This is a genomic window from Mucilaginibacter dorajii, assembly GCF_024808255.1.
Taxonomy (GTDB): Bacteria; Bacteroidota; Bacteroidia; order Sphingobacteriales; family Sphingobacteriaceae; genus Mucilaginibacter; species Mucilaginibacter dorajii.
The window spans coordinates 110,710-129,618 of record NZ_JANTYS010000017.1; the positions used below are offsets into that span (position 1 = coordinate 110,710).

General features: G+C 43.8%; 14 protein-coding genes. 11 read left to right on the forward strand and 3 right to left on the reverse strand.

The genetic code is table 11. The features are described 5' to 3' along the window. Nucleotides 1-37: 37 nt before the first annotated feature. Nucleotides 38-1,093, reverse strand: coding sequence for a FecR family protein (locus tag FHS10_RS20945; RefSeq protein ID WP_259094284.1), 1,056 nt, complete (start codon nt 1,091-1,093; stop codon nt 38-40). A gap of 215 nt (nt 1,094-1,308) precedes the next feature. Between FHS10_RS20945 and FHS10_RS20950 the strand changes: the two genes are divergently transcribed. From FHS10_RS20950 to FHS10_RS20970, 5 genes are all read left to right on the forward strand, one after another. Further along, entirely contained in the window at nt 1,309-1,908 is a 600-nt protein-coding gene (locus FHS10_RS20950; protein ID WP_259094286.1) for an RNA polymerase sigma factor, read from the forward strand. Nucleotides 1,909-1,972: 64 nt separating this feature from the next. Continuing rightward, complete coding sequence (locus FHS10_RS20955) at nt 1,973-3,076, forward strand: ligase-associated DNA damage response exonuclease (protein WP_259094288.1); 1,104 nt, start codon at nt 1,973-1,975, stop codon at nt 3,074-3,076. After that, nucleotides 3,073-4,689 (forward strand): ATP-dependent DNA ligase, encoded by a 1,617-nt coding sequence (locus FHS10_RS20960; protein WP_259094290.1) that lies wholly within the window; start codon nt 3,073-3,075, stop codon nt 4,687-4,689. The genes FHS10_RS20955 and FHS10_RS20960 overlap by 4 nt, the downstream gene beginning before the upstream one ends. A gap of 313 nt (nt 4,690-5,002) precedes the next feature. Next, the gene (locus FHS10_RS20965) at nt 5,003-5,464 is read left to right on the forward strand and encodes a MaoC family dehydratase (RefSeq protein ID WP_259094292.1); all 462 of its coding nucleotides are present in this window, start codon (nt 5,003-5,005) and stop codon (nt 5,462-5,464) included. A 145-nt stretch (nt 5,465-5,609) separates the two neighbouring features. Beyond that, nucleotides 5,610-6,155, forward strand: coding sequence for a transposase (locus FHS10_RS20970; protein ID WP_259094294.1), 546 nt, complete (start codon nt 5,610-5,612; stop codon nt 6,153-6,155). A gap of 294 nt (nt 6,156-6,449) precedes the next feature. Here FHS10_RS20970 and gcvP read toward each other — a convergent pair whose 3' ends face one another. Further along, the gene (gene gcvP, locus FHS10_RS20975) at nt 6,450-9,359 is read right to left on the reverse strand and encodes an aminomethyl-transferring glycine dehydrogenase (RefSeq protein WP_259094297.1); all 2,910 of its coding nucleotides are present in this window, start codon (nt 9,357-9,359) and stop codon (nt 6,450-6,452) included. 121 nt (nt 9,360-9,480) lie between these two features. On the opposite strand from gcvP, the gene FHS10_RS20980 reads away from it, so the two are divergent. Beyond that, complete coding sequence (locus tag FHS10_RS20980) at nt 9,481-12,903, forward strand: T9SS type B sorting domain-containing protein (protein WP_259094299.1); 3,423 nt, start codon at nt 9,481-9,483, stop codon at nt 12,901-12,903. Between the two features lie 57 nt (nt 12,904-12,960). Beyond that, a complete protein-coding gene (locus tag FHS10_RS20985; protein ID WP_259094302.1) occupies nt 12,961-15,333 on the forward strand; it encodes a T9SS type B sorting domain-containing protein in 2,373 nt (790 codons plus the stop codon). Here the strand turns inward: FHS10_RS20985 and FHS10_RS20990 are convergent. Continuing rightward, nucleotides 15,316-16,047, reverse strand: a complete 732-nt coding sequence (locus FHS10_RS20990) for a pyridoxine 5'-phosphate synthase (protein ID WP_259094305.1) — start codon at nt 16,045-16,047, stop codon at nt 15,316-15,318. The two genes, FHS10_RS20985 and FHS10_RS20990, sit on opposite strands and share 18 nt — an antisense overlap. An 87-nt stretch (nt 16,048-16,134) precedes the next feature. Between FHS10_RS20990 and FHS10_RS20995 the strand changes: the two genes are divergently transcribed. The 4 genes from FHS10_RS20995 to FHS10_RS21010 all read left to right on the forward strand — a co-directional run bounded on the left by FHS10_RS20995 (nt 16,135) and on the right by FHS10_RS21010 (nt 18,909). Next, the gene (locus tag FHS10_RS20995) at nt 16,135-17,127 is read left to right on the forward strand and encodes a polysaccharide deacetylase family protein (protein WP_259094308.1); all 993 of its coding nucleotides are present in this window, start codon (nt 16,135-16,137) and stop codon (nt 17,125-17,127) included. Between the two features lie 98 nt (nt 17,128-17,225). Next, nucleotides 17,226-17,561, forward strand: a complete 336-nt coding sequence (locus tag FHS10_RS21000; RefSeq protein ID WP_259094310.1) for a tRNA-binding protein — start codon at nt 17,226-17,228, stop codon at nt 17,559-17,561. Continuing rightward, entirely contained in the window at nt 17,562-18,032 is a 471-nt protein-coding gene (locus tag FHS10_RS21005) for a nucleoside deaminase (protein WP_259094312.1), read from the forward strand. It begins immediately after the preceding gene. Nucleotides 18,033-18,297: 265 nt separating this feature from the next. Then, a complete protein-coding gene (locus FHS10_RS21010) occupies nt 18,298-18,909 on the forward strand; it encodes a superoxide dismutase (RefSeq protein ID WP_259094314.1) in 612 nt (203 codons plus the stop codon).

Here is an 18,909-nt window from a genome sequence, read left to right on the forward strand (position 1 = left end):
GTTTTGAATAGTTTAAAAATTAGAGCCTGTTAATATTTTAAAATTGTAGCTGCACGGTGCTGCCGCTTTGTTTGTAAGTGAAATGATTGGTGAAGCCTATGGCATCCAACACCTCTGTAAGATCTTTTCCAATAAACTCGCCGGTAAAGGATACCTCGTCACCTGTTTTATCTTTCGGAACGATGATCACACCATAAACTGTTTTTAGTTTAGCCGCGATCTCTTTCAGGTCGGCACCTTTGAATACCAGTTTCCGGTCTATCCAGTTTTGCAGGTCTTTGGCGTAGAAAGTGGTTTGGGTAAAGGCCTTATCGCCATTATATAAAGCCGCTTTTTGCCCGGGGATAAGCATTACGTCTTCTACCTTCAAATCGGGCTGGGTGCACTCTACTTTAACTTTACCGGTTGAGAGCATTACACTGGCAACCTGGGCGTTGTTATAGCTTTCTACCTTAAATGAGGTACCAAGCGCCGTGGTGGCTGTTTTTCCGGTGATCACCACAAATGGTTTATGCTTGTCTTTGGTAACCGAAAAGAAAGCCTCGCCGCTTAACAACAGGTGGCGGTTGTTTTCATTATAGTCTTTAGCTATTTTAAGGGTGCTTGATCCGTTAAGGAGTGCCAAACTACCGTCGGGCAATTTGATCAGCTTACGGTGACCAAAATCTGTTTTGCCTATCAGCTTATAATTGGCATCGGTAGCAGCACTGTACAAAGCGGCTCCGCTTGGGTTGGTATTGTTGATTTTGTAAACCGCGAAGGCCCCCGCCATGATAAGCAGCGACGCCGCGATAGCTACCCATTTGGTGAAATAATTACGAATACTGATGATCCTGCTCTCCGGCTCAACATCACCGACAGCAGTGATGGCCTGTTTCAGCCGCTCCAGGGCGATTGCCTTTTCGGCCGGACTTACCTTGATAGCCAACAGCAGGCAAAGCTCGCGGGCTTCACTCATTTTGGGAGCCAATGCCGGGTTTTCGGCAAGGATATTTTCCCATTTTGTAACGGCAGCATTATCATCGTTATAGCAATAAGCAATAAAGCTGTCGTCGGTTAAAAAATCTTCTATTTGGTATGAAGAATAGTCCATGTTAAGTATATATTGAAACTTTTATACACAAGTGCAGTAGATTATTCTTTTTTACCAATGTTTTTCCAAATAAATTTCACTTTTTAATTTTTAACTGTATTATTGTATAATTCAATAAGTTACAGTTAGTTTTAAAATTATTTTAAAAAGTAACCACATTTTGTAATTGCCCTATTAATTGCCAATCTTTAATGGAAGTGTCAAAAACAGTATTCATGGGTCCTAAAAACAAGGACATCAATAAAAACTGGCGATTGCTTGCGGAAGGCGACAAGCAGGGACTTTACGAGTGCTTTAATCTTTTTTATAACGACCTGTACCGCTTTGGCCTTTCGCTTTACAAAAACCCCGAGTTGGTTAAAGAAGGCATCAACAATTTATTCCTGGAGCTGTGGAAAATAAAGCACAAACTGGCCGATGTGCAAAACGTGCAGCAGTACACGCTTACCATTTACAAACGCATCCTTTATAAAACTTACCTGCAATTATCAGAGGCCACCCAAACCGGTGGATTGATTGATGATATTAGCGTCGGAGATACGCCTATAGAGCCCTCTTATGAGTCGATATTGATTGCCAGTCAGCATGATGAGCATATGAAAAAGCGGCTTCAAAAGGCCCTTAACCAGCTATCGCCCCGCCAAAAAGAAATCATCCGCCTGCGCTATTTTGATACGGTGGCCTTTAAAGATATTGCCGACCAAACCGGACTGAGCGAACGCACCGTTTACAACACCCTGCACAATGCCATTAAGGTATTAAGGGATGTAATTTGCGTAACTGTATTTTTCAGGCTTTTGGGCGAGGGAAAATAAGTTTCCAATTCCCACCTATCCTATCTCTCAAACTTATTCTGTTTCAAAAGGTTTATGTATTACCATGGCCAAAAAACCATTACTTGAATTTACGGATAGGGGCATTTACTGCGCGCAGGGCAAATTTTATATTGACCCCTGGAAACCGGTAGACGACGCCGTAATTACCCATGCCCATGCAGACCATGCCTATGTTGGCCATAAGCATTACCTGGCGCATTATTTATCCAAGGAAGTATTGCTGTACAGGCTTGGCGAGATCCAGCTGCAAACGGTAGCGTATGGCGAAACGGTCATGAAAAATGGTGTTGCTATATCGTTGTACCCGGCCGGCCATGTAATCGGTTCGGCACAGATCCGGGTAGAATATAAGGGCGAGGTTTGGGTAGTATCCGGTGATTACAAGGTAGAGGATGACGGTATCTCCACGCCTTTTGAGCCGGTACAATGCCATCATTTTATATCAGAATGCACCTTTGGCATGCCTGTTTATACATGGAAACCACAAGTTCAAATTTTTGAGGATATCAACAACTGGTGGCGTTCTAACCTGCACAACGGACTGGCTACTGTTTTGGTAGGCTACTCATTGGGCAAAGCGCAACGCATCCTCCAAAACCTCGATCTGTTTAACGGCAAGGTTTATACCCATGGCGTAATTGAAAACACCAATGAGGCTTTGCGCCGTAACGGGGTGATATTAAATCCCACAGAAAGGATTACCCAGGATTCTGTAAAAGAAGAAGTGCGTAAAGGCATCATTATTGCACCACCTTCATCGGTAGGTACACCCTGGATGCGCAAGTTTGGGCCGTATAGCTTTGGCTATTGCTCGGGCTGGATGGCTATCCGTGGTGCCAAACGCCGCCGCGCCGCCGACAGGGGTTTTATCCTCTCAGACCATGCCGACTGGGACGGCCTCGTCAGCGCCATTGACGCCACGGGCTGCGAAAGCGTTTACCTAACGCATGGTTACACCGCCACCTTTGCAAGATATTTAAACGGAATTGGGTTTGACGCGCATGAAGTGCATACGCTGTATGGCGGCGAGGAAGAGGCCCCCTCCCAACCTCCCCCGGAAGGGGAGGAGTTAAAAGAAACCGAGGAGAAAATTTTTGAAGTCTCCCCTACCGGGGGAGATTTAGAGGGGGCTGGGACCACCTCATGAAAGCCTTCGCCCAACTCTTCCTTTCTTTAGATGAAACCAACAAAACCAATGAGAAGGTTAAGGTTTTAAAGGAGTATTTTAATGCCGTACCCGATACTGATAAGATGCACATGTTGGCCCTGTTTACCGGGCGCAAGCCTAAGCGGCAAATCAACTCCACGCTGGTGCGTACCTGGGCTATCGAGGCATCTACTATCCCGGCATGGCTATTTGAAGAAAGCTACCATGTAGTGGGCGACCTTGCCGAAACCATGGCCCTGCTGATGCCGCAAAGTGATGTGAGCAGCAGCAAAACTCTGACTGAATGGATAGCCGAGATCAACAACCTCAACGATAAAACCGAAGAGCAGAAAAAGGAATGGCTGTTAGCTTCATGGGCCATGTTAGATAACCAGGAACGCTTCGTTTTTAACAAACTGCTCACCGGCAGTTTCCGAGTTGGGGTATCGCAAAATTTAGTGATTAAGGCTTTGGCCGATATTTCGGGTTTGGAAGCGGCTGTATTGACCCACCGCATTATGGGCAGCTGGCTGCCCGAAACTTTCCAGTTTGCACAACTGATGGAGGAACAGGACGCTGCCGAAAATATTTCAAGACCATACCCTTTTTTCCTGGCCTACCCTATCCAGGAAACATCCGAGAAACAAAAAACACCTGAGGAAGTAGGTGCCACGCTTGGCAATGCTGCCGACTGGCAGGCCGAGTGGAAATGGGATGGTATCCGTGCCCAAATGATTAAACGTAATGGCGAAATTTTTATCTGGAGCCGAGGTGAGGACCTGGCTACCGAAAAGTTCCCCGAGTTACACCCCTTTTTGAAAGCCCTGCCGGATGGTACCGTGATAGATGGCGAGATCCTGAGTTTTCAAAATGGTTTGCCCATGCCTTTTAATGTGCTGCAAACCCGCATCGGCAGAAAAAACCTGAGTAAAAAGATATTGGAAGAAAGTCCGGTTGCAGTCATCGCCTATGATTGCCTGGAATATAAAGGCCAGGACATTCGCGCCAAAACACAAAGTGAAAGGCGGCTGATATTAGAAGAGTTACAGGCCGCTACTGCTTATCCCGAAGTCTTCCGGATTTCGGCATTGATTAAATTTGATACATGGGACGAATTAGGGCAAATCAGGGAACAATCGCGTGCTATGATAGCCGAAGGAATTATGCTTAAACGCAAAAGCGCCGCTTACCAGGTTGGCCGGAAGCGGGGCGATTGGTGGAAATGGAAAATTGACCCGCTATCGGTAGACGCCGTGATGATCTACGCCCAAAAAGGCCATGGACGCCGGGCAGATCTCTATACCGATTACACTTTCGCCGTTTGGGATGGCGATAAACTGGTACCCTTTGCCAAAGCTTACTCGGGCCTGACCGATGCCGAAATCAACAAGGTAGACTACTTTATTAAACGTAACACCATCGAAAAATTTGGCCCGGTGCGCACGGTAAAACCCGAACTGGTTTTTGAAATAGGGTTTGAAGGGATCAATAAATCTACCCGGCATAAATCGGGCATAGCCTTGCGTTTCCCACGTATCCTGCGCTGGCGGCAGGACAAACCCAAAGAGGAAGCCGATACACTGGAAAGTTTGAAGGCTTTGTTGGGCGAATAAGGGTAAAACATCTAAATTGGGTTAACATAACTTAACACATTTCAAACAAATAAGCATGTAAATATTTGAAAATCAATATTTTATATTTTAACATGGTTAACACTAAACTGGTTGTTTTAGTAATTTAAATGCATCTAATATTTATGCCTGTTGTTGGCTAAATAGGTTCAGGAGAGAATTGATTTTTAACCATGGCAAAATTCCGTTTGATGTTATTTATACGCGTTTGCATTGATCGGGAGAATGAGTGCAGTAATGCTGCAAACCTAAAAAATTGTAACTTCGCCATCTTTAACAATAAACTGACCATCAAATGTTAACCATTAATAACTTCGCGGAATTTGAAGCACAGGTAGGTAATGACCTTGGCGCTTCGTCATGGTACAAAATAACCCAGGAGCAGATCAATAAATTTGCCGATGCAACTTTAGATTACCAATGGATTCACACCGACCCGGAAAGAGCTAAAACCGAAAGCCAGTTTGGTGCTACCATCGCCCACGGCTATCTTACCCTATCGTTGGTACCCTATTTATGGAAAGAAATTGTAAAGGTTGAAAACTTGAAAATGGAGATCAATTACGGCATCGAAAACCTGCGTTTTGGCCAGGCGGTATTGGTTGATAGCGAAGTACGCCTGAAGGTAAAATTAGCCGGTCTGGTAAATTTGCGTGGCAACATTAAAGCCACCATGGCAACCACCCTTGAAATAAAAGATCAAAAGAAACCTGCGTTTACAGGTGAGATTGTGTTTATATATAATTTTACGGCGTAACTCCTAACGTAGAGACGCAATATTTTGCGTCTCCCACCAGACAAGCGAATTTGCAACAGCGATTTGCAAAAGTGATTTGCAAGAGTGATTTGCATGCGGGAGACGCAAAATATTGCGTCTCTACATAGACCAAACCTTATTTTTTATGGAGGAGAAATTCAATAATAAATTCCGAATTCCGGCAGCCCGCTTATCAAACTGGGATTATGGCTCTAACGGTTTATATTATATTACCATCTGCACAAAACAAAGACTCCATTATTTTGGCGATATCGTTGCATCAGTCGACGAAAATCAAGTTTCATTAAATAAAACCACTATTGGTGAAATAGCTTATACTAATTGGATTGAAATTCCCATCCATCACCCATTCATAGAATTAGATGAATTTATATTGATGCCCAATCATCTGCACGGAATTATTTTCATCAACAGGCCAGATAAAATTGACTGGCAGCTTAATAAATTTGGCGCGCAAAGTAAAAATTTAGCTTCGGCCATGCGCGGTTACAAAGCATCGGTAAAAACCTATGCAACAACTAATGAAATAGAGTTTTCATGGCAGCCACGATATTTTGATCGGGTGATTCGCAATGAAAAAGAATATCAAAATGTAAGGGAATATATCTTTAAAAATCCGGAAAACTGGCTGGCTAACGGAGATAACGAAGACAATTATTTCCCAATGTAATTGGGTTTCCATAAACGTAGAGACGCAACATTTTGCGTCTCCCGCTGTACAGAGTCGCTTTGCCGAGGCAATTTTTGAGGTTTTCCACAAGTAGAGACGCAACATTTTGCGTCTACTGCTGTACAGAGCGATTTTACAGAGATGATTTAAATTTGACGGCGAAATTTGCATGGGTGATTTGCATGGGTGATTTGCATGCGGTGATTTGCATGCGGGAGACGCAAAATATTGCGTCTCTACAAAAAATACTCATAAAACAGCAAAGGCCTCATCACTGAGGCCTTTGCTGTTTTATCATGTTCCGTATTCCGGGGTGGTTACTTCGCTTTCTTCAAACTCGTAATCGGTTAATGGCGGGCATGAACATATCAATGTTCTATCGCCATAGGTATCATTAACCCGGCCTACTGATGGCCAGAATTTGAATGCGGCCACGTATGGTAGCGGGAATGCCGCTTTTTGGCGGGTGTATGGATGCTCCCAATCGTTGCCGGTAATTACGGTTACGGTGTGTGGTGCATTTTTTAAAGGGTTATCTGTTTTATCTAACACACCGCTTGCCACATCAGCAATTTCATGGCGGATAGCGATCATCGCGTCGCAGAAACGGTCAAGCTCATGCTTAGGCTCAGATTCTGTTGGCTCAACCATTACGGTACCCGCAACCGGGAACGATACAGTTGGCGCGTGGAAACCATAATCCATTAAACGTTTTGCAATATCGGTAACTTCGATGCCGAATGATTTAAACGAGCGGCAATCCAGGATCATTTCGTGAGCACAACGACCATTGGCACCGGTGTATAATACCGGGAAGTGATCCTGCAAACGGGTTTTAATATAGTTGGCATTCAGGATGGCGTAACGGGTTGCATTAGTCAAACCTTCGCCGCCCATCATGGCTATATAAGCGTGTGAAATGATCAATATAGATGCCGAACCCCATGGAGCAGCAGATACCGCGTGGATAGATTTACCCCTGTCGATATCAACCACAGCATGGCCTGGCAAATAGGGAACCAGGTGCTTAGCCACACCAATCGGCCCCATACCCGGGCCACCGCCACCGTGAGGGATACAGAAGGTTTTATGCAGGTTAAGGTGACAAACGTCGGCACCAATATTGGCCGGGCTTGTTAAACCAACCTGCGCGTTCATGTTGGCACCATCCATATAAACCTGGCCACCATTTTCATGAATGATTTCGCAAATTTCGATGATCGATTCTTCAAACACACCGTGGGTAGATGGGTAGGTAACCATTAAGCATGAAAGCTCATTTTTATATTGCTCTGCCTTGGCTTTCATATCGGCAACGTCGATATTGCCGTTGTCGTCGCATTTAACTACCACTATTTTCATACCGGCCATAGCTGCAGATGCAGGGTTGGTGCCGTGTGCTGATGATGGGATTAAAGCGATGTTACGGTGGGTATCTCCCCTATCATGATGATACGCGCGGATCACCATTAAGCCCGCGTACTCGCCTTGAGCGCCTGCATTTGGCTGTAAACTCATGGCCGCAAAGCCGGTGATCTCGCTTAACCAGTTGTTGATCTCATCAAACAGCTGCATGTAGCCACCAACCTGGTCGGTTGGTGCAAAGGGGTGAATTTTACTGAAATGGCTCCAGGTAACCGGGACCATTTCTGTAGTGGCATTCAACTTCATGGTACATGAACCCAAAGCAATCATTGAGTGGCAAAGTGAAAGATCTTTTGCCTCTAATGATTTAATATAACGCAGCATTTCATGCTCTGAATGGTGCGAGTTGAACAGCGCGTGTGTTAAATAAGCAGATGTACGCTGCAATTCAGTTGGAATAACAGTTTCCAAACCGGCTTTCAATCCGTCGAAATCAACATCATTAACGCTTTTGCCCAATACTTTGGCAAAAAACCTTACTATGGTTTTGATATCCTCGGCCGAGGTGGTTTCATCAACAGAAATAGTTACAACAGAGCCATTGTAACTAAAGTTCATTTCGTTGTTTAACGCCTCTGAATGAATCGGGCCGGCTAAATGTGCTACGTCAAACTTCAGGGTATCAAAATAGCTTTCATTCAGTTGCTCGTAACCTAATTCGCCAAGGGCTTTAGCCAATAGTATAGTTAAGCCATGAATCCTTTCGGCAATTAGTTTAACTCCCTGCGGACCATGATACACCGCATACATACCGGCCATAATAGCCAATAAGGCCTGCGCGGTACAAATATTTGAGGTTGCTTTATCCCTGCGGATGTGTTGCTCGCGGGTTTGCAAAGCCATACGCAAAGCGTAGTTGCCCGCGCTATCAATAGTTACACCAATGATACGACCCGGGATGGAGCGTTTGTATTCTTCTTTAGTAGCAAAAAATGCCGCGTGCGGACCGCCAAAGCCCATTGGTACACCAAAGCGCTGAGTGGAGCCAACCACAATATCGGCGCCCCACTCGCCCGGGGGCGTTAGCAGCACCAGGCTCATGATATCGGCAACAACGGTTAGTTTAATGCCTTTTTCGTGGCCCTTAGCGGCAAAATCTGTATAGTTATAAACAGCACCATTACCGGCAGGGTATTGAACTATAGCACCAAACATACTGTCGGTGAGTTCAACAGTGCGGTGGTCGCCTATTTGAAGTTCGATGCCATAAGGCTCAGAACGGGTTTTTAAAATATCGATAGTTTGCGGGAACAGTTCTTCAGATACAAAGAACACGTTAGCAGCCGTATTTTTGCGTAAGCTGTATTGCATAAACATAGCTTCGGCAGCGGCTGTACCCTCGTCTAATAATGATGCGTTGGCAATTTCCATACCGGTAAGGTCAATTACCATGGTTTGGAAATTTAATAAGGCCTGTAAACGTCCTTGGGCAATTTCGGCCTGGTAAGGCGTGTATTGGGTATACCATCCCGGGTTTTCGAGGATGTTACGCTGAATAACCCCAGGCACAATCACGTCATAATAACCCTTGCCGATGAATGATTTAAAAACCTTGTTTTTTAAAGACGTTTGCTTTAAAGTAGTAAGGTAATCAAACTCGCTTTTTGCGGGAGGTAAATTGAGTGGTTTTTTAAGCCTGATCCTGTCTGGTACAGTTTGCGCTATCAATTCATCAAGTGAGTTAACACCGATGGTTTTTAACATTTTTGCCGTATCGGCCTCATTTGGAGCAATATGCCTCGATTGGAATTGTTCCTGGTAATCTGCGTTAAGCTTCATGAAGTAGTCGTCCCCTTAAATTTACCGCAAAGGTACGGTTTTACAATATGAGTAACAATTGCGTAATATGATATTGACAAAGCGTTTACAGGAAAAAAATGTATTTTAGTTGCTAACTATTATGTACCGTTCACTACTGCTGGCCTTATCCCTATTATTTATCATAACTACCACAAAGGCAGCTGTGTTTGTAGTAACCAGTAATGCCGATAGCGGGCTGGGCACTTTACGAGAGGCTTTGACTTTGGCTGCGGCTAATGGTAGTGCAGAGAAAGATTATATCAACTTTAATTTACCGGATTTAAGTGAGACGGGAAGGACAATAACAATATTGACAGACCTACCGGAACTTTCATCTAATTTAATTATAGACGGAAGCACACAGCCCGGTGAAAAAATAGGAGTTAGTGATGCCAAAATCACCTTAAAAACGTACCGCAGCACGCAAAAATTAATTTTATTTAAAGGCAGCGGGTTAAAACAGGTGGAGTTTTATGGATTTTACTTTTTTGACACCACAGATCCTTGCATTTCAGACCCTGATGGTGCTGAAAAAATTGGGATACAAATCACTAATTCAGAAGATATAATATTTGGAGCCTTTGGCAAAGGCAATATAGACAATGGATACAAAAATAATTTTATAGACTTTGACAATGTAAAGCGGGTTACTATTGCTGGCAACATATTTGGGCAATTCCCAAAACTTTTAGAGCCAGTTTGTAGCGGTTTCATATCGTTAACTAATGCCATTGATGTTACTTTAGGAAATGCAGCGGCAGGTAATACATTTTTCTCGGGCATTGAGATAAGAGTTGCCGATGGAGATCAACCTAACACTATTACTGTAACAAATAATAATTTTGCGGTTGCAACCGATGGCGTAACAGTAATCCATTATATTTCAGGCAACCATTTAACAATACTTTCAAATGCCACTGATCCTTCATCGCCCAAGCCCAAACCCAAGATCACGTTAAATATTTCCGACAATTTGTTTTCTCATTATGGCGAATCATTTGGGGGATTGATTATTTCTTCAATTGCCGGCGCAGTCAACATTAAGCATAATTGGTTTGGAACCGACAGAGCAGAAACCCTTGCACTAAATTTGAAGCAGGCACATCCTGGAGATGGTACATGTATATATCTTGAAAACATTACCGGCGATGTAGTTGTGGGCGATGCCGACCCTGCACTCGGCAATAAATTTGCTTACTCAACAACTGGAATTTCTGCAAACGGCTGTCAAAATGTTAAAGTTATCAGGAACTCTTTTAAGTGTATTAGCAGTAAAGAATTCACAACTAATTCGTCTATTCCTCAAATTGCCGTAAATTCAACAACCACGCAGTATATTCAAGGCACTTCTACACCTAAAGCGCTTGTTGATTTATTTGTGAGCGACGATTGCGTAAACTGTTCTCCGCAAACCTATATAGGTTCAACAAATTCAGACGAAAACGGCAACTGGAAGTATACGTTTACCAAGCAATATACAAATAGTATTATTGCAAATGCGCATGTTGGCAAACAATCATCTGATTTTACCAAACCTCAAATTAATTTATCAAACCTTCAGGTAATGGGCGTTGATTGCGGTCATGGCGGAAAAATATCCGGGGTAACTGTTATAAATACGGAAACTTTCAAATGGGTAGATGATCAAGGCAATATTGTATCTACCGAATTAGAATTAAAGGATGCAAAACCGGGGAGATATAAACTAATAGTTGGTAAGTATTGCACTGTCGAATCTGATTTTATAAGTTTAGACGATCTCAGTCCGCATATTTACGATGACTCTAAGAATATAATTAATCCATCATGTAATGAAAGCAATGGCAGTATATCTAACTTATTTGCTTACACTTTAAATAATCAAAGTTTAACTTATTTATGGACGGATCAGAATCAAAAAGATGCAGGTCATTCAATCAATGTAACGGGTTTACCGCCTGGAAAATACACTTTAAAAGTGACGTCAACTTCGGGTTGCTCTGCTTATTATGGTCCAATAAGTTTAGCAAGTGCAGCCAGCCCTAAAATAGATGATTCAAAACCAGCTATCACCAATACCACCTGTGCCCAGTCAACGGGCTCTATAAAAAATATCATAATTACCGGCGGCACTGGCACACGCCACTTTACCTGGAAAAATGAGCAGCAACAGGAAGTAGCCTACACACAAGATTTAACCGGGCAGCCAGCCGGCAAATACACCCTACAGGTAACCGATGATACACAATGCGGACCTGTTTACAGCAAAGAAATTGAAATAGCGGAAGTTAACGGCATAACCCTTACAGAATCTACCACGCCCACAACACCGGCCAGTTGCGGCAAAGCAAATGGAGCAGTAAGCGGCGTTACAGCAACCGGAGGTGTTAAATACGAATGGCGCGATGTTAACGGCAACGTGGTGGGTAACAACATTGATTTAACAGGTGTGCCGGGTGGTGGCTACCAGCTAACGGTATCCAATGCTTTTTGCCAAAAGCAATCGAAGGTTTACCAGGTTTTGGAGCAATCGGGCACCGTGTTCCCATCAACCTATACGGTCAATCACATAGATGCCTGCTATGGGGTACCCGATGGCGCATTACAGGTAAACCAGGATGTACTCATCAAAGCTGTACGCTGGGTAAATAGCGCAGGTGTGGATGTAGGTATGCACAACGGGATAACCGGTTTACCGGTGGGCAGTTATAAACTCTATTTAACAGATCAAAACGGTTGCGAAAGCTATTATAACACCTACCAGGTTGCACAACTGCCTGAGTATACCGTTGCAGACCGGGGCCAAATTAACGATGAAACATGTGGCCTCAAAAATGGCTATGTACATAATGCAACCATTACCGGCGGCCTGCCGCCCTATACCTATAAATGGCTTAACGCCAACGGGGAACAGATAGGATCAACCAACAGTATCTCAAACCTTGCCGCCGGCGATTATACATTAAACGTTGTTGATAGTCGTTGTGGCGACGTTTATATACCTTATACCATTCAAAATATCCCCCAGGACCTGCCCACGCCATCGGTAAGCGACCTGCAGGTTTGCAGTCCGGGCGATGCTTTGTTTTTTGTGAATAGCCCGGTATCCAACGGGACTTACCGTTTATATGACCAACTAAACAGCCCATCCCCATTGGCAGAACAAGCCGGCGGCAGTTTCAAAATTGGCGTAACCAGTAACCGAAGCTTTTTTGTAAGCCAGGTAAACGGCACTTGTGAAAGTGCCCGAAGCGAGGTAAAAGTATCCGTAGGTTTATCTGCCATCAACATAGCCAACACCTTTAGCCCCAATGGAGATGGGCATAATGATTACTGGAAAATTGATGGGATAGAAAGCTATCCGCAAGCCGTGGTGCAAATTTTTAACCGCAATGGGCAAAAGCTTTTTGAATCAAAGGGGTACGGTACACCTTTCAACGGCACGTATAAAGGAAAGCCCCTGCCAACAGGCACTTATTTTTATATCATAAATCTTAACAAAAATTGTAACTTGCTATCGGGCAGTTTAACTATCATCAGATAATACCAATTAGCTGCGCCAAATATTCATTTTACTATTCTTCAAAGCAATTGATGAGCCATGTGGTGCAGGCAATTTATGCTTACTTTGTTTTTGGCGTTAGCCTGTTGCTTAAAGGCCTTGCCCGCGGTATTTGTGGTAAGCAGTAATGCCGATAGCGGCAACGGCACCTTGCGCGATGCTTTGACCCAGGCGGCAGCCAATGGTAGTGCCACCCAGGATGTTATCAATTTTAACTTGCCCGGCTCGGGTACACAGGCGCTCACTATAAAACTATTTACCCAACTGCCCGAGGTTACCTCAAACTTAATTATAGATGGCAGCAGTCAACCGGGGCCAAAACTGGGCAACAGCGATGCTAAGGTTTATATCATCCCCGATGTAAGCTACACCTTCCCTGGCACAAAGGCAGCCGCCCTACTCATGACCGAAACATCAAATGTTGATATTTATGGGCTTTGCATTAAGGGGTACGATAGTAAGCTTGCCAACTTTAACGGCAACCTGCTTTTTACAGCTATATCGGCCTATGATTGTGTTAATGTTACTATTGGCAGTCCAGGCAAAGGCAACGTTTTTGCTGATAACATTTATGGCATTTACGGGGGTACAGCCTCGTTAACCGATTCAAAAAACAACACAAATTTTATCATCGAGTCGAATTTTATAGGGTACGATGAATCGGGTACCAATGTAGTTGAATTGGGTTATGCCATTGATCTTACAGCCGATAATTCTTTTATAGGAGGCCCTGATCCGCTCGACAGGAACTATTTCGCAAAAAACATCACCATCACAGGATCGGGCAACAGCCTCGTAAACAATTCATTATCGCTCGATATTCATCAACATGATATGAGGGAAAGCGGGGCATCGGTGTTAGTAAAATTCAACGGCTCAAATGCGCAGGTAAGAAACAATGATTTTTGCGCTACATTATTCCAATTCATTTCGGTAAGCCAATTTTCCTTTACCGGCAACAGGCAAAGTACCATACCCGGTAGTTGTTCTCTATATATTTCAAATTGCAGTTCGGGCTATATTGGTGGTGATAACGATGCTGATATGAATTATTTCAACAATGATGGCGGAGCGATATATTCCACAGAGTCATCAGGTATCCGGGTTCTAAAAAACAGTATAGCTTGTAATAACAAAGCTTATACCATATCAAACGGCTTTGGCTTACCGGATATTAATGTGTTAGTTAACACCAGTACCGAATTTTCGGGTACAGGATCGCCGGGGGCTAAAGTTTATATCTACAACGATAATACCGGTTGCTCAATTTGTAACCCGGTGGAGTTTTTGGGCACCTTAACTATTGACCCTACCGGAAACTGGAAAATAACAGGAGATTTCAGCAATAAAAAACTGGTAGCTAATGCCTTGTTAAATGGCTACTCATCAGAGTATACCCAACCTGTTATATCATCAGAGGAGGCCGATCATGATATTGTGCAACCCAGTTGCAACCTTAACAACGGATCTATCACACTTAAAAACCTGAAGAATATAAACCAGGTATCCTGGTACAACAACAACGACCAGTTTATAAAAAATGGCAATAGCTTAGATGGTGTAGGTCCGGGTGTATATTATGCAAAATGCTTTAGCGGCTCGTGCAGCGCGCGATCAATGAATTTTACACTGACCAATTTCGACCTGGAAATTTCTGATTATAACCTTAGCAAAAAAAATGCCCATTGTGGTTTAAAAAATGGCAGTATTAAAGGCCTTGCGGTACCTAATGTTCCTGGTGCCACTTTTAACCCGGTATGGACTAATCAGGATGGAACTATAGTAGGCAACACCATGGATTTGGATAACCTTGGCCCCGGCACCTATATGCTATCGCTTAATGTAAACCAGTGCAAAATCCCTTACGGACCCGTTGTAATTACAGATGCCCCTCTTGTAATTCCCACACCATCAATAAATAACACCAGGTTATGCGCACCCGGCGAGGCAAGTATCGTAGTTAAAAACCCTTCTGCCGAAGGCGTTTACCGGCTTTATGACAGTGAAAACACGATGAGTCCGCTACAGGAGCAAGCGGGTGGAATATTCAAGGTAGAACTAACTAAAAACACAAGTTTTTATATAAGTCAATACATTGACGGCTGTGAAAGCGATCTCACAAAAATTGATATAACCGTTGGCTTATCGACCCTGAATATTGCCAATGCAATTACGCCAAACGCCGACGGAGTTAATGACTACTGGCAAATTACCGGCATAGAGAATTACCCGAAAGCTGCAGTATCCATATTTAACCGCAACGGGCAGTTGGTTTTTGAATCAAAAGGGTACGCCAAGCCATTTAACGGCACGTACAATAACCAAAAGTTAGCCTCGGGCGTATATTATTACATCATCAGCCTTATTGCCGGCTGTGCTGTGCTTTCGGGCAGCTTAACCCTGATCAGATAGGGCAAGTTGCCTTAAATAAAGCTGAATGGTATTCTCCAGTCCATAATATAAAGCATCGCTAATCAGGGCGTGCCCTATGCTCACTTCATCTAAACCGGGAACATTTTGAGCAAAATATTTGAGGTTATTCAGGTCAAGATCATGCCCGGCGTTTATACCCAGGCCTAAACTTTGGGCTGTTTTTGCAGCTTCAATATAAGGTGCAACCGCCAGTTCTTTTCCCTGGTGATAGTGCGTGGCATACCCCTCGGTATAAAGTTCAATCCTATCGGTACCGGTTTTGGCCGCACCTTCAACCATGGCAACAACAGGATCAACAAAAATGGAAACACGGATGCCGGCCTCTTTAAAAACAGCTATTATATCTTTTAAATAATGATAGTTGGTGATGGTATCCCAGCCATGGTTTGAGGTAATCTGCCCTAAAACATCGGGTACCAGGGTAACCTGCTCGGGCTTGTTGGCCAATACCAGGTCAATAAACTTTTGCTCCTGGCAATTGCCTTCAATGTTAAACTCGGTTGTAACAATCTGCTTCAGGTCAAAAACATCCTGGTAGCGAATGTGACGTTCATCGGGCCGCGGGTGCACCGTGATTCCCTGCGCGCCAAAACGTTCGCAATCTTTAGCAACCTGTACCAGGTTAGGATTATCGCCCCCGCGCGAATTACGCAGCGTAGCTATTTTATTGATATTGACAGATAAACGGGTCATTACTGATAATTACTTTTACTTCGGCAAATATCACTATTTACTTAGCTAACATTAAAACAATTATTAATTGATTTATTTGCAATAATTATGAAAATAACTCTCAAAGTACTATTGCTCAACTTTATACTATTAGCGATATCTCACTCCATGTTTGCCCAGGCCAACTATCGTAAAATAGAAAACTACAAAGTGTTTTATGGCTGGGCGCATCATTTTCCGCAGGATTGGATGATTTTGCGCCAGTTTGAAAACGAGGGCAAAGCATACTATATGCTGCTGAACCCGCAAACGCTGGCAACCAAAATTGATGAGCGCAGTTTTTACGAAGTAAAGCCCATGAGCATCACCGAAGCACGAAACTATTTCAGGAATACGCCCTACCAAAAAGCCATTACCAGGGCTGAAAAGCAGTCCCTATCCATACAGGACGCGGGGATTGAAAGCGGTGTTCCTAAAGAAACCGGAATTAGCTTAACGGCAGATCTTTGTCCTTCGCACCGGCCGCTGGATAAGCGCATCTTTACCGATATTTTTAACGAGTTTAAAAAGGTAGAGCAACCTGTACCCGTGGCCTTATCGGTAACCGGCATCTGGATGCGCCAGCACCCGCAGGATTTGGAATGGCTTAAGCAGATGCAGGCTAAACATGAGATCTACATCACTTGGATAAACCATTCGTTTAACCATCGCGTGAGCTTAAAAGCGCCCCTTAAAGAAAATTTTTTACTGGAACCGGGTACCGATATCAGTTACGAAGTATTGGAAACCGAGAAGGCCATGCTCAAAAACGGGTTGTTACCCTCGGTATTTTTCAGGTTCCCGGGCCTGGTTTCAGACCAGCAATTGGTTTACAAAATAACCGATTTTGGGCTGATCCCCGTTGGTACAGATGCCTGGCTGGCCAAGGGGCAACAGCCGCAAGCAGGTAGCATTGTGCTCATCCACGGCAATGGCAACGAGCCTACCGGCGTAAATGATTTTATTAAACTGCTGCAATCAAAAACCCAATCCATAGCCAAAAAGCAATGGCTGCTATATGACCTGCGCGAAAGTGTGGATGAGGAATTTCAAGGACAATAAGTTTATCCATGTGAAATTTTCAAAAAGGATAAAAGTCTTTTGTCCAAAAGTCCTTTATCTTTTATCCAAAAATCTTTATTCCGCTTACCTTTGCCGGTATGGAAACCATCACCTGGCAAAATTTTGAACAAGTAGAACTACGGGTAGGCACCATTTTGGAAGTCATCGACTTTCCCGAAGCCCGCAAACCGGCGTTTAAGGTGAGCGTTGATTTTGGCGAATATGGCATCAAATGGTCGAGTGCGCAGATCACCAAACACTATACAAAAGAACAATTAACAGGCCGGCAGATAGTTGGCGTCATCAACTTTCCTAAAAAACAGATAGGTAAGTTCATGTCGGAGTTTTTGGTTACCGGCTTTGCCGATGAAAATGGCGATATTGTTTTGGCCGCTGTTGATAAACCCGTGCCAAACGGCAGTAAACTGATATAAATGAGGTATATAAATTTCGAAAGCGAGCCGGAAATATCGCCGGATGATTTCTTTATGAACGAGGCGCTAAAAGAGGCCCGCTACGCGCTGGAAGAAGACGAGATCCCGATAGGTGCTATTGTAGTACACGGTGGCAAGATCATCGGCAGGGGGCATAACTTAACTGAGCGACTGAGCGATGTATCTGCCCACGCCGAAATGCAGGCCCTTACGGCTGCAGCAAACTCTATGGGGGGTAAATACCTGCAAGGCTGCACATTATATGTAACGATGGAACCCTGTGTAATGTGCGCTGGTGCATCGTACTGGTTCCAGGTGAGCCGGATAGTTTTCGGCGCTTATGATGCCAAACTTGGTTTTGGCAGGCTCAATCAAAAGATAACCCACCCTAAAACCGTAATAACCGGCGGCATCAAAGAAAACGAATGCTCAGAGCTGGTGAAGAATTTTTTCAGAAGTAAGAGGAAATAGGTTAATAGATCATGGTTCATGGCAGCCGCAATAAAGAATGTTCATAGTTAATGGTTCATAGATCATAGCAGCTGCAAAAGATTACTGACATGGTAAATCCAGCCATGATCTATGAACCATTAACTATGAACTCCTTTCTATGAACCATCAACCATGATCTATGAACTTCTAACTTCCTACACAAACTTGACATTAAATTAGAACAAAAAGCAAATTCTACTCTTATATTTGTTCATCACAATCATTAAACTTTAAAATTGTAATTATGGCATTTACACTACCGGCGTTATCCTACGCTACCGATGCATTGGAACCGCACATTGATAAACTGACTATGGAAATTCACCATGGCAAACATCACCAGGCTTACGTTACTAATTTAAATAAGGCCCTTGAAGGTAAACCAGAAGCTGACAGCAGCATCGAGGATATCATCAAAAATATTTCAAAATTCGCACCTGCTGTACGCAACAACGGCGGTGGTCACTACAACCACTCCTTATTCTGGACTTTGTTATCACCAAATGGTGGTGGCGAGCCTACAGGTGCTTTAGCAGCAGCTATCACCAGCACTTTTGGTTCAATTGCCGATTTAAAAACCAAGATCAACGAAGCCGGTGCAACCCGTTTCGGATCGGGCTGGGCATGGTTGGTTGTTACTGCCGATAAAAAACTGGTTGTATCATCAACCCCTAACCAGGACAACCCGTTAATGGACATCGCCGAAGTAAAAGGTACCCCAATTTTAGGTATCGACGTTTGGGAGCACGCGTATTACCTGAAATACCAAAACCGTCGTCCTGATTACCTTGCGGGTATCTGGAGCGTGATCAACTGGGCGCACGTAGCCGAACTTTATACAAAAGCTATCGCTTAA

Excerpts from the sequence above, each read along its gene's own strand:
- FHS10_RS20965 (WP_259094292.1), top strand. The coding sequence starts at position 5,003 with ATGTTAACCATTAATAACTTCGCGGAATTTGAAGCACAGGTAGGTAAT.
- FHS10_RS21005 (WP_259094312.1), top strand. The coding sequence starts at position 17,562 with ATGAGGTATATAAATTTCGAAAGCGAGCCGGAAATATCGCCGGATGAT.
- FHS10_RS21000 (WP_259094310.1), top strand. The coding sequence starts at position 17,226 with ATGGAAACCATCACCTGGCAAAATTTTGAACAAGTAGAACTACGGGTA.
- FHS10_RS20985 (WP_259094302.1), top strand. The coding sequence starts at position 12,961 with ATGTGGTGCAGGCAATTTATGCTTACTTTGTTTTTGGCGTTAGCCTGT.
- FHS10_RS20950 (WP_259094286.1), top strand. The coding sequence starts at position 1,309 with ATGGGTCCTAAAAACAAGGACATCAATAAAAACTGGCGATTGCTTGCG.
- FHS10_RS20995 (WP_259094308.1), top strand. The coding sequence starts at position 16,135 with ATGAAAATAACTCTCAAAGTACTATTGCTCAACTTTATACTATTAGCG.
- FHS10_RS20955 (WP_259094288.1), top strand. The coding sequence starts at position 1,973 with ATGGCCAAAAAACCATTACTTGAATTTACGGATAGGGGCATTTACTGC.
- FHS10_RS20970 (WP_259094294.1), top strand. The coding sequence starts at position 5,610 with ATGGAGGAGAAATTCAATAATAAATTCCGAATTCCGGCAGCCCGCTTA.
- FHS10_RS20945 (WP_259094284.1), bottom strand. The coding sequence starts at position 1,093 with ATGGACTATTCTTCATACCAAATAGAAGATTTTTTAACCGACGACAGC.
- FHS10_RS20990 (WP_259094305.1), bottom strand. The coding sequence starts at position 16,047 with ATGACCCGTTTATCTGTCAATATCAATAAAATAGCTACGCTGCGTAAT.
- FHS10_RS20960 (WP_259094290.1), top strand. The coding sequence starts at position 3,073 with ATGAAAGCCTTCGCCCAACTCTTCCTTTCTTTAGATGAAACCAACAAA.
- FHS10_RS21010 (WP_259094314.1), top strand. The coding sequence starts at position 18,298 with ATGGCATTTACACTACCGGCGTTATCCTACGCTACCGATGCATTGGAA.
- gcvP (WP_259094297.1), bottom strand. The coding sequence starts at position 9,359 with ATGAAGCTTAACGCAGATTACCAGGAACAATTCCAATCGAGGCATATT.
- FHS10_RS20980 (WP_259094299.1), top strand. The coding sequence starts at position 9,481 with ATGTACCGTTCACTACTGCTGGCCTTATCCCTATTATTTATCATAACT.